Source organism: Kangiella sp., from assembly GCF_048265365.1.
GTDB lineage: Bacteria > Pseudomonadota > Gammaproteobacteria > Enterobacterales > Kangiellaceae > Kangiella.
Genome location: NZ_JBLXBT010000019.1, coordinates 1 through 11398 on the forward strand (window position 1 = coordinate 1; position 11398 = coordinate 11398).

8 protein-coding genes are annotated in these 11398 nt (G+C 43.1%); 7 read left to right on the forward strand and 1 reads right to left on the reverse strand.

The window, feature by feature from the left end; all coding sequences use genetic code 11:
- The first annotated feature begins 73 nt into the window (after positions 1-73).
- From ACN0VI_RS15160 to ACN0VI_RS15190, 7 genes are all read left to right on the forward strand, one after another.
- Positions 74-595, forward strand: a complete 522-nt coding sequence (locus tag ACN0VI_RS15160; RefSeq protein ID WP_417447380.1) for a hypothetical protein — start codon at positions 74-76, stop codon at positions 593-595.
- Entirely contained in the window at positions 589-1968 is a 1380-nt protein-coding gene (locus ACN0VI_RS15165; RefSeq protein ID WP_417447381.1) for a DEAD/DEAH box helicase, read from the forward strand. The genes ACN0VI_RS15160 and ACN0VI_RS15165 overlap by 7 nt, the downstream gene beginning before the upstream one ends.
- 1363 nt (positions 1969-3331) lie before the next feature.
- Positions 3332-4636 carry a GTPase-associated system all-helical protein GASH gene (locus ACN0VI_RS15170; RefSeq protein WP_417447382.1) on the forward strand — a complete coding sequence of 435 codons (1305 nt, stop codon included), beginning with the start codon at positions 3332-3334 and terminating at the stop codon, positions 4634-4636.
- Positions 4637-4643: 7 nt separating this feature from the next.
- Positions 4644-5600, forward strand: coding sequence for a TRAFAC clade GTPase domain-containing protein (locus ACN0VI_RS15175; RefSeq protein ID WP_417447383.1), 957 nt, complete (start codon positions 4644-4646; stop codon positions 5598-5600).
- Positions 5601-5603: 3 nt separating this feature from the next.
- A complete protein-coding gene (locus ACN0VI_RS15180) occupies positions 5604-6479 on the forward strand; it encodes a hypothetical protein (protein WP_417447384.1) in 876 nt (291 codons plus the stop codon).
- 4 nt (positions 6480-6483) lie between these two features.
- Positions 6484-8991 (forward strand): hypothetical protein, encoded by a 2508-nt coding sequence (locus tag ACN0VI_RS15185; protein ID WP_417447385.1) that lies wholly within the window; start codon positions 6484-6486, stop codon positions 8989-8991.
- Positions 8992-8995: 4 nt separating this feature from the next.
- Positions 8996-10108, forward strand: coding sequence for a caspase family protein (locus ACN0VI_RS15190; protein ID WP_417447386.1), 1113 nt, complete (start codon positions 8996-8998; stop codon positions 10106-10108).
- 227 nt (positions 10109-10335) lie between these two features.
- On the opposite strand, the gene ACN0VI_RS15195 is transcribed toward ACN0VI_RS15190, so the two are convergent.
- Positions 10336-11124, reverse strand: a complete 789-nt coding sequence (locus tag ACN0VI_RS15195) for an ion transporter (RefSeq protein WP_417447387.1) — start codon at positions 11122-11124, stop codon at positions 10336-10338.
- Positions 11125-11398 lie beyond the last annotated feature (274 nt).

Here is an 11398-nt window from a genome sequence, read left to right on the forward strand (position 1 = left end):
TACTTAGATTGTCTAAGTTTTACCTATTCTTGTATACTTAGCAATCCTAAGTTTTAAGCTTTAAGAATAAAATATGGTTACTAATAGTGTTTCTTTGAACAAAAAATTCAGAGAAGTGATACGTGGTGTAGATGGAACAGAAGTGACAAGAAAGGATCTAGTGGAGCTATCGAGACAAACTTATGAACTAAGCGAGAAGCAAGCGCAGGGATTTGTTGGTCGAAATGTTTATAAGCTTCAGAAACAAGGGCTACTATTGAGTAAAGAAAACTCCAGAGGAACTTATTCGATTAGTTCTCATCTGCAAGAGCTTTTACACTGCATGGAAAGTGATGACGAAAGGCCTTCTACCCAAGAGAATCAGAGTACATTTTGCCTTCAGCAAGAAGAATCTAAGGCCGGTGCCGAATTACAAATGTTAGTTGCAGAGATTGAGGCTTACCAAGAATTAGTCTCCAAGTACCCCTCACGTTTGGAAGTAATCAATCAGCTTTTATGTGAAGCAAGAGCAAGATCAACTGCACTTTACGGAAAGCTTAACGCAGTAAAAAAAGTGATTCGTTTAACAGAGCAAGAGAGCGGCAGGTTATGTTAAGGCGTTGGCAGAAAGACTGTGTCAAAGAGACTTTGCAGTGCTTCGATAAGAAAAAGAACGCATTTATTCTCGCTGCTCCAGGCTCCGGCAAAACACTGACTGCTAGTCATATTGCAAAACACTTAATAGACGAAGGTAAAGTCGATTATGTCGTCTGTTTTGCTCCTTCGCGAATGGTCAGTACTAGTATTCAGAGAACATTTGAAAAAGTACTTGGTCGCCCTTTTAATGGGCAATTAGGTGCTATTGGTGTTTCAAAGACCTATCATTCGATGTCTGTATCACATGAGCTACTCGACAATTTGAGCATGAGTCGAGTGCTTGTTGTATTTGATGAAATACATCATTGTGCTGGCAATGGAGATAGTCCAACAAATGCTTGGGGAGTGAAGCTACTGGCTACAATACAGCACCTAGCGACATATACTTTATCTCTCAGTGGAACGCCTTGGCGAACTGATAGTTTGCCTATTCCTCTTGCAAACTATCTGGAGAAAGACGGTAGCATTACATGTGATTTTGTTTACGGTCTAAAGGAAGCGATTCAAGATGAATCTTGTCGCTTACCTCAGATCGTTGCTGTAGATGTAGATAAAGTGATGGTTCGGAAAGATCAAGAAAGTTTTTTTTACGATAGTATTGAGAGCATGCTCGAAAGCGAGAATGTCAATTACAGAATGATATTGAATCATCCTGAGGTGATACAGTTCATGCTTGGGTTAAGTATAAAGAAACTTGATTCTATACGGGAACAATCACCTAATGCAGGCGGATTGGTTGTGGCATCTTCTTATGCACATGCATTGAAAATTCAGTCTATTCTAGATGGGCACTTTGGGAAACGAAGTACATTAGTATCATGTAGAGTTGATGACTCTACAGAGCTCATCGACTCCTTTAGAGAAGATTCTAGCGAGTGGATTATAAGTATTGCCATGATCAGCGAAGGGACAGATATCCCCAGACTACAAGTATGCTGCAACCTAACGGATGTAACGACGGAGCTGTATTTCAGACAGGTTCTTGGTCGAGTTCTACGTATGACCGATTCTCATGAGAAAACCGGCTTTATGTATATGCTCGCAGAGCCAAGCTTGGTTGAATATGCAGAAAGACTCAATGAGGATGTTCCAGGCGCGTATAACTACATTAAGCCTGAAGGAGTACTTGATAGCATCAACGTTGATATTAATACGCCAGTTATAAACCTAGAACCATCTCGCAGGCCAACAAGTGGCTCCGAGAGTAAGTTTGAAGGCGTTGAGTTTTTTGATGACAACGAAAGAGGCTCCTATCATGTTATGCCAATATCGGATATTCACATGAACTCGTTTAAGACCAAGATCATCTCTTTCTATGTATCTTCCCTATAAGGGAATCATGATACAGATACATCCATTCTTAGGCTTAATCGGTTTGGTATTGAGGTTAGTTAGAGTAGTTCTTACTTCAGGAAAGGGGCTTCGGCCTCGGTCAATATTATGGGTGGAGCTCTAATTCTGTGCCTTTCTCTCGGTAGCAGCTGTGTGAGTAATGATACCTTCCTTAGTACTGCAATTAATGTTCGCAATGATAGCGAAAGTAATAGCTGAGCGATAAAGAAGATATACTGGAAACAGAGGGTTAACTTTTGGGGGTTGATACCGAAGCACACATCGCAACCTTTAAGCGCTACACTTGAGCCGAAGCAACAGTACGCTTTTCTAAGGTGGCTAGCTATTTTTGCTAAGTCGAGAGACGATAAATCACAAGAAACATTCTCACCAAAGAACACTGGTGAATGTATTGCTGCTAGTAATTTATTATCAAGGTAAACGATTGCCAAAAAGTTCTATCCTCTACAGCGAACTATCAATTTCAGGTATTGCTACCTACCTTACTTTCAATTGCATGAGAGTATTAACAACTCTCGATGTTGATAAGTTTATTTACTGTTAAGTGCTTCTCGTACAGAAGTCATTGTTGAACTTGGCCTCAAGTTGAGACCCAAAGATGACAAGTGTTTACTCATAGTTACCTCCATCGCTTGGCCAATTACATACAAATTTTATTAATCTGATTGCTCCTCTGAGAGCCTTCGCCTTTCGAATAGTCTTAGGGCTGTAAGCTACTTCTAAGTAGAGGAAGTACATTAAGATGATTTCAGTTTTAACTATACGGTAAACATCCGCTAACCATTCTCGTAGATTCATGAGTCTCCATAAATCGAGAAGTGGCTAACACTTAATCAGTCAGTACGTTCGCCCAATACTGACAGATTGATGATACCACAGTGGTTATTAATTAACCTAACTGTGCGATGAGCTTCGCAGTGTAAGTAATAAAGTGGAGTGTGCTGAAGGAGCTGGGGCTGGCAGATAGTGGATTCTGAGCATCAGATTTAACTTCACTTCTGGTGGATGTAGACTTTGTTGTTAAGGCTGCGTTGGTTATTTTCATTAATTATCTTCCTCGCACTCATATAGAACAATTTTCAGAGCTCACTGCATCTTTACACCGCCGAACTCAGCTAAAGCTGCCTATTACATTGGTTGGTATAGGCCTGCCTTCGCTTTGGGTACACGTTGGCAACGCAAAGCCTCAAGGGAACGGTTATTCAACTATTCAAAGATTCTCTAGAAATACTAGGTTATTGACCCTACTTAATGATTCAAATTTTTGACTATAAATTTACTGAGTGTAAAATCGTTTAAAAGACTAGGGATGGTAGCTCACTGCTGCCGACAGAGGTAAGTAATGACGCAAGAGTATTTGTTAACGTTTCTTGAGCATGGAGTTATTGACCTTAATGGAGATGACACCAGACTCGAAAAGCTCCGATCCACCGCTACAGATTTATCGTCAACCCTCTTGGACTCGCCATCGAGGGCCATACGATACACATTGGTTGCAGCTGACCCCAATATACTCAGCACTGACCCAACCATAGAAGAAGCCATGCAGGCACTTCGTGCTCAATGGACAACTGTTGCCAACGCCTACAAGGGTGGGTATCCAGTAGCGATTCTGCGGGCAATACTGCTTGAAGCTCTGGTTCAGTCAGCTCGCAAAGAAGACTCGATTGCCGTAGCCTTCGTCAATACAGCTCGAAATGCTCTTGCTTATTCTGAAAGCTCTTCAGAGAGCCCAGTCTGGAAAGCCGCTGTTAGCGAAATCGAAACCAAAGTTGATGCTCGAGCTGAGTCGGAATGGGCGACGCCAGAAATGATTACAGTCTCTCCATTACGTTACAAAGCCTCAGTTTCCACAGCGCAGGAGCTTGAAGCACCGGTTGTAGACCGTGATGAACTTAAGCAAAAAATCCGCTCTGCTGCAGGGCCGGGTGGAAGTACACCCAGCAATCAATATCACTCCCACAGCCCCCCGCAATGGGCTAACGAATTTTCACCTATGATGGGAGACGCTATTGCTAATTCTATTGATGAAATCGCAGCAAAGCTAACTTCAAATCCTATAGATATTTCTGGTCCACTGTCTGCATTGGCAAAAGCTGTCGCAGGTCACGTTGATAAAGCGCTAACCAGTTTCAGTGGAGCAACTGCTGGCTTGCAACGTCGAACCAATCTGCTTTGGTGGAAAGAAGCTCTCTATTCTCCCAGTGTCCACGAAAGTTATCTTGAACTACCTGCGTTCGAAGCTGCAGCTCTTATGGCTCTGGACCTGCATCAACAGGTGCCAAGCTATTCACCAGCAAGCGTCTCAGCCTTTTTGAAAGAAGCGATTCGTAGCTTACAAGCAAATGATGAAGAACAAGAGTTTTCAAAGTTGCTTCATGAGGCAAGAACGACTGAGTTCATGCAGCCATTCCGGACGTTGGCAGCAGAATACGCACCTTCTCCAAATGGTAGAGGTCCCGTGTTATCGCTAATTGGTTATCCACAGTCTGCAACTATTGAAGACACTGAGGCTTTATTAGCGTTTTCAGGTATTGAATCTCAACATAAGTTAGACCCAATTGCTTGGGGCGCATACCTGTTTCGTGAACTCCAGAGCGCACGGGCAATCCAAAGCGAACCATTACAGCAAACTGAAAAGAGCTAAGGCACCTATGGAAAAGTGCTCTAACCCCAACTGTTTTGCGGATGATAATACTTCATGTGCTGACGGTCATATGACTCTGCAGCAATGTCCTGCTTGGAACAAAGATCAAGAGAACGGCGATGAGTCCCATAAGGATCAGGCGTTGTCTGAGCATATGATGTTGCCATGGAGTGGTCTAGCAATGGGTGGGACTGACCTTAACTTTATTACAGGCAAGGGTAAACCCATCACTATCGGTATTGTTGGGCCGGAAAGTGCGGGGAAGACTACCATTCTAGCCGCTTTATATTTGCTGCTAAGCCGGGGAGCCTACAAGTCTGAGAAGTACAGATTCAGTAACTCATACACGCTCTCAGGTTGGGAAGCCGTAGCTAACAGCTTACGTTGGCTGCCTGGTCAGCCCCCCAATTTTCCAGCACATACTCCGAGTGGGTTATCAAGATCGCCAGGAATGCTTCATCTGGCCTTTCGTCAGAGTAACCATGAATTACGTGATTTCCTGTTTGCTGATGCTCCCGGGGAGTGGTTTCAGAAGTGGTCCGTCAACCAGCAATCCGAGGATGCTGAGGGTGCCTGCTGGGTTAGCGAACACGCAGATGTAATTTTGCTCATTGCAGATAGAGAAGCTCTGGCAGGATCTGGAAGAGGACGAGCGCGAAATGACTTTCAGCTGCTTGCACAACGAGTGATCTCAGAAATGGATGGGCGGCCGATGGCCCTTGTCTGGACAAAAGGAGATATTGAAGTAGCCCCAGCCATGGAGGAGGCAATAAGAAAAGCAGTGTCTTCTTATTCATCTGATCTTCCTGAGTTCACCCTCAGCATAAGAGATACTGATGTTCCCTCGGCACAATGCCTCCACGAGCTATTTGATTGGGTCTTTGCTTTTAAGCGTTCTGGTGTGGTTTTACCAGAGACAGCCCCAGTCAATCACGATCCTCTGTTTCGATTTGGTAGGAAATAAACGATGACAGTTGAACGAAGCATCCTTTTAATTGGCGAATCGAATGTAGGAAAAACTCATTATGGAGCTCAATTCCTGAAGCGTCTGATGGTCAGGGAGTGTTCACTCCAAATGTCTGGAGCCCCTACAAATGTTGAAGCTTTCAACAATGCCTTGGCTTGTTTAACTGAAGGAAAGGCGACAGCTCATACACCTTCAGAAGCTTACTTGGAAAGCGTATGGCCGGTTACTAGCGATGAAGGTGGCAAGGCAGAACTTGTCTGGCCAGATTATGGGGGCGAGCAAGTTAGTAGTCTAGTTTCTCAGCGCCAAATACCCGTCAAATGGAAAGAACGTGTGGTGGGGGCAACCGATTGGGTTCTAATGCTCAGACTGCAATCCATACGCATCAAAGAAGATCAACTCTCTCGTCCTTTTCATACGCTGTTTGAATGCAAAAAAGAGAACGATCAGGTCAAGGCTATCGGCCAACATGCTGATGGTGAACAACCTGACGCGTTTGAAATATCAGATCAGGCAAGAGCAATTGAACTTCTTCAGATACTACTCTACTTATCCAAAGCTAATTTGGATCAACCACTTAAACAGCCGCGACTGACGATTTTATTAAGCTGTTGGGATGAGTTGGAATCAAAGGAGCTACCAGAGCAGCTACTTGCTTCGAGACTACCAATGCTATGGTCATTTTTGGCAAGCAACTGGAAATCGCCAGAAATCTATGGCCTTTCTGCTCTTGGCCGCCCACTCAGCATAGATTCACCAGATGAAGAATACGAGATACAAGGGCCTGAAGAGTTTGGCTATGTAATATTGCCTGATGGCTCTCACAATAAGGACATCACTCTGCCGATACAACGCTTGATGGCTAAAGAGGCCTGAGAATATGCGCATCAAACAAGCTGTATACGGAGAGGTATCTGGCAGAGGGCACGGCTTAAGAACTTCTAGTATGAAGAATTCTCAGTTAGCCAAAACTCTCGCTTCTCGCCTAGATCTACCAGATAGCATCCCTCCGGGAATATCTAATTGGTCGCCATTTGTACGTGGTTTTCCTATTGATGATCAATATGTGATAGCTCGAACATTTCTGGATCCAAACGCATCTCGAAGTGGCATGGTATTAACCCATGCTCTGGTTATTCGTATTGAGGATATAGTTCATATTGAAGACTTATTCGTTCTGTTCGAAAACTTGTCCTCCTGTGTCGCTGAATGCCCTGACTCCGTATCAGCGTTTGAGCTAGCTCCTCCTTCTTCTAGGTCATCCTCAGCCACAGACCTGATTGCAACAGCCAATGCACTACTGGATTCAAAGGGGCGAACAGCGATCTGGCTTGGGGTTACAGGGTTTGAAGAGCTGATTAGCTCTCTATGGAAAAACCTCTGGCCAGATTTAAGGCGTACATTTTCTTTTCGTTTAAGTTTTAGTCCAAATGACATTGTTGATGATCCAAAGCCAGCGATTGTTTGTAGCCCAGCGAAACTACAATCCCGGTGGATAAACCAGAATCTAATCGACCAAAACTCTGCTTCGCCAATGTCCGAATCTGCAAGGATTCTTTGTGGCCATGCTGATGTCACCCCAGTCTTGGAACTGGCTAATAGTCTGGAAATAAAACTGGATTCACTGACAATACTCTCTAAGCTAGAGCGTTTGAATACTCTGATTTCAGATGATAAAGATGTTGATCGTTTGCTTGGTGCACTACGTTTAATAGACGGCCTCTCCAAGAACCCAGAGCTTGGTAAAGATCTAAAAACCAGCTTGGTCAGTAAATTTAGTACCTTAATTCCTAAGGTAACCCCCAAGCAGCTTCTTGTAATTAGAAACCTGACACTATCTGGGTTTAACAATACCGAGGGGTTGTGGAATGCCGTCGAAAACAGAATTAGCAGCCTCGACTTTGGAGAAGTAGATGATGATGACTTGAGCAACCTGTTCTTGTGCTCAGTCAATCCAGATCTTGCGATACATGATTGGCGCGAGAGCATTCAGGCAGCGTTAAAAACAGTAGCCCATAAAAAGCCTTCGGCATTGTTTAGAGGTATATGGCGCTGCGTTCCACTTGCTGATTCGTTTTCAGCTGCTATTCATATCATGCCAAATACTGATGGCATTGAGTCACAACTCGTATCAGAGATCCCAAGAAAACTACCTAATTCCAAACTTTCAGATTTGCTTGCACCGCTACTGGAGAAGCAGTGGATAGTTGCACATGGAGCTGTGCTAGCATCTGTACTTTCTCCGATGGAAGCAGTTGAGCAACAACTACAGATAGATACTGATTCATCGAAGGATTCCGGTATTAGAGCCGCACTTAAATTCGCTACTTCAGCTCTGGTATTGGAATGTGCGCTCAAATACAAAGACTTGCGTCTGGTTAAATTGGCTTCTGAAGCAGCTATAAACCATCCAGAGATTTTATTCGATATCCAATGCAATGACATTGTCGAACAACAGGTTTGGAGGCTCGCCATAGAGAGGGAGCCTACTCTGTGGAACTCTCCAAGTGACCCGATAAATGCCCGAGATACACTGCTCATAATGCTGAAAAACGGAAGTCCCATTGATAATGGACTTCTCGAAGTGCTGGCAAATACTCCCTTAGCCAATCTATATGCAGCCCCAGATAGAGAGAACTTGTGGAAACTTCTTCCAGCCATTACTTGTGATCGTTATCTACAGGCCACTGTTTTTGGCTGGGTAGAAAGTGCAGAGCAATCCGCTATAGGAGAACAATTAGAAGCTGAACTTGAGCAAGCCATTGCTCGCAGTAATGCGCTAGCTCAGTCACTTGTGAAGCCAACCGTATCTATTGCTACTCGCCTTTTAATAATCAGAAGCCTCCCATCTTTTACAGAAGAGAATTTCATCCACTGGATTCATGAGCTTCTAAAGAGTGTGCGATCAATCCAGTATTCGGAAGCAGAACAACTGGGAAGGTTAATATTGTCGAGGCGCTGGAAGGCTGCTGTAAGTCATCTGGTAGATCACTTTGCTCCTCATCGACCTGATCTAAAACCGTGTTTGACGGTTTGTAGCGACTTTCTCGGCTTTTACAAGGCATGGAAGCTTGGCATATCAAAACCAAGTGTTTCAGATAAGTGGAACGCTTTCGAGCAATTAGCATGTGACTTATACCCTAATGGGCCTGATACCAATGAACTGTGGTCCCGAGCAGGAGGAAAGAACTGGGATCTTTTGAATCAAAACCAGAGTGGGTCAACACGCTGGCATTCAGCTCTAAACAAAATGCGGTCTGGAGGTAGTCTAAAATCCAAGAGCCTAATGGAGATCATGCTTGGTGACTATCCAGGTAATGAAGAACTAAGATTTTTTTCCAATGACCCTGACATTCTTGGAAAAAGCAGAAACTTACTTTCATGGTGAATAAATGACCTCTATCGGATACCCTCAGGGCCATGCCTTGCTTATTGGTGTAGCTAATTATCAAAAAGTTTCTAGTCTACCAAGTGCCGTATTAAACGATGCGAACGATATCGCAGCGACACTCTTATCACCAAGTTATTGTGGCTATTCAAATAACAATATCACTGTGTTATTGGATGCATACGCCACTAGAGCATCTGTATTGGATGGCTTGGCTGAATTGGCTAATAGAGTGAATCCAGATGACACTGTCTGCATATTCTTCTCCGGTCATGGAGGAAGATTCGTCGGTGAGCAGGGAAATGAAGACAGTGTGTTAGCTACAGTGGATACCGATTTGGATGACATTAAAAATACATCTATAAGCTCTGACGAGCTAGCTCATGCATTTTCACAGATAAAATCAAAACAGCTTCTAGTATTTATTGATGCCTGCCACGCTGGCGGAGCTGCAATTGCAAAGACTCTCTCAGATGATAAAGGCAACGTACTCAAATCTGGTTTTAGTCAAAACACTTTCGAAAAATTAGCTGCCGGTACTGGTCGAGTACTAATAGCATCATGCCGTGAGGATGAAGTGTCGAATGTTTTTGAGAATGCTAGGAATAGTGTTTTTACAACCACTTTATTAGATGGGTTACGTGGAGCAGCAGATAAGGATGCAAGCGGCTTGATTAAGGTCTTCGATCTATTCAAGCACATATCGGATGAAGTACCTAAATTAATGCCTGATACGCAGCACCCAATTTTTAAAGCTGATAATTTAGAAAACAACTTTGCTATTGCGCTTAACCAGGGTGGCAATAAATCTCTGAACACATCGACACAGAGTACACAATCCGTTAATCCTGAAATACAGCCTGAATGGGGGGAGCTGGAAAAGCTTTTAATCGAGTTATACCCAATGGGCCCAGAAGATGAAGAGATTTGGAGCCGAGCTGGGGGGGATTTATCTCGCTTGCAAATCAGACGTAGCGGCCAAGCGACTTGGCACGCGGCTATACGTACCTTGAAACAAGGCGGAGGTGGACGGAATATCAATGTCAAAAGCTTGGTAGAAGCGGCTATTGAAGATTTCCCTAACCACCCTGATTTAGGGGGATTTCAAGAAATGTAGCTTTAAATATCTCTGTAAAGCTGATGACATCTTATGCCGAGAAAAGGTTTTGGAGTTTATGTTTGAGCTAAAGCCACGTGATTCTGTTGGTTCTTAATCAAAGCCTTGAAAACTATCAAGGTGTATCGTAACAAGCCCTATACTAACTCTTTTCTACAGATAGATAGTCTCTACATATATACTCTTGTGCAGAAAGAAGTTAGCCCCTTACCTGGGGGCTAATTTGTCTATTTCTTTTGAAGCTCTAAAAGCATTTCTTTCATCTCTCTTAGTTCCTTCTGAAGGTCACTCATAGATGGCTCTTTGTCCTCTCTGCTGGCTCTATGTTCTTCTTCCATTACATTAACCACGATACCTATCACCATGTTTAAGAAGGCAAATGCGGTTAGGAAGATAAACGACATGTAGTACATCCAACTCATTGGGAAGACTTCCATCGTCTCATATTGGATATCAGTCCAATCTTCAAACGTCATAATTCTGAACAGCGTCAGCATCGAGATAGCGATGTCACCCCAAAGGTCAGGGTTAATGTCGTTAAAGATGAAGCTTCCAATCGCTGCATATATATAGAAGATGATGAACATCAGAAGAACCACGTAACCAAGCTGTGGAAGTGCTTTGATTAGTGAATTAATCAGTATTCGTAGCTCTGGAACGACGGAAACCATTCGCAATACACGGAATACTCGAACTAAACGTGCTAGTAGAGCCATTTCTGAGTTATCTATCGGTATGAGGCTTATTACCACTACAAGCGTATCGAAGATGTTCCAGCCTTTTTTAAAGAAAGACTTCTTATCTTCATCAGCTACAAATCGAATAGTTAACTCAAATAGAAAAAAGATAGTGATGAAAGCGTCTAAGACAGCTGTAAGTGAGATTGCCGAATCAGGGAGCTCAAAGGTTTTGGCGCCTATCTCAAGTGCCGAAATGATGATTACAGCTACTACAAGTAGCTCGAAGATCTTGTTGTTCTTCAGGTTGTTTAGATTAGTTCGTATTGAGTCGTACATTTAGGTTGTGCCAGTTCAAAGAGTCAGAAAGATGTCTTTGATAATTCAAGAGGCTGCATAGTTCAATGGTTAGTTACATATAATTTTGTAGTGAAGCATGTTTACAAAAAATTTGGGAGATTTTGTCGATCTGACGATTGAGGCGGTTGTTTACAAAAATTCTGTAAACATACTATTTAGGTGGCTTGAAAGTCTTTATACACAAGACATTGATTCATTAATCTACTTTTCGTTTACAATTTTTTTTCGATAATAATGACGTGATGTATGAGAC

Excerpts from the sequence above, each read along its gene's own strand:
- ACN0VI_RS15160 (WP_417447380.1), top strand. The coding sequence starts at position 74 with ATGGTTACTAATAGTGTTTCTTTGAACAAAAAATTCAGAGAAGTGATA.
- ACN0VI_RS15165 (WP_417447381.1), top strand. The coding sequence starts at position 589 with ATGTTAAGGCGTTGGCAGAAAGACTGTGTCAAAGAGACTTTGCAGTGC.
- ACN0VI_RS15170 (WP_417447382.1), top strand. The coding sequence starts at position 3,332 with ATGACGCAAGAGTATTTGTTAACGTTTCTTGAGCATGGAGTTATTGAC.
- ACN0VI_RS15175 (WP_417447383.1), top strand. The coding sequence starts at position 4,644 with ATGGAAAAGTGCTCTAACCCCAACTGTTTTGCGGATGATAATACTTCA.
- ACN0VI_RS15180 (WP_417447384.1), top strand. The coding sequence starts at position 5,604 with ATGACAGTTGAACGAAGCATCCTTTTAATTGGCGAATCGAATGTAGGA.
- ACN0VI_RS15185 (WP_417447385.1), top strand. The coding sequence starts at position 6,484 with ATGCGCATCAAACAAGCTGTATACGGAGAGGTATCTGGCAGAGGGCAC.
- ACN0VI_RS15190 (WP_417447386.1), top strand. The coding sequence starts at position 8,996 with ATGACCTCTATCGGATACCCTCAGGGCCATGCCTTGCTTATTGGTGTA.
- ACN0VI_RS15195 (WP_417447387.1), bottom strand. The coding sequence starts at position 11,124 with ATGTACGACTCAATACGAACTAATCTAAACAACCTGAAGAACAACAAG.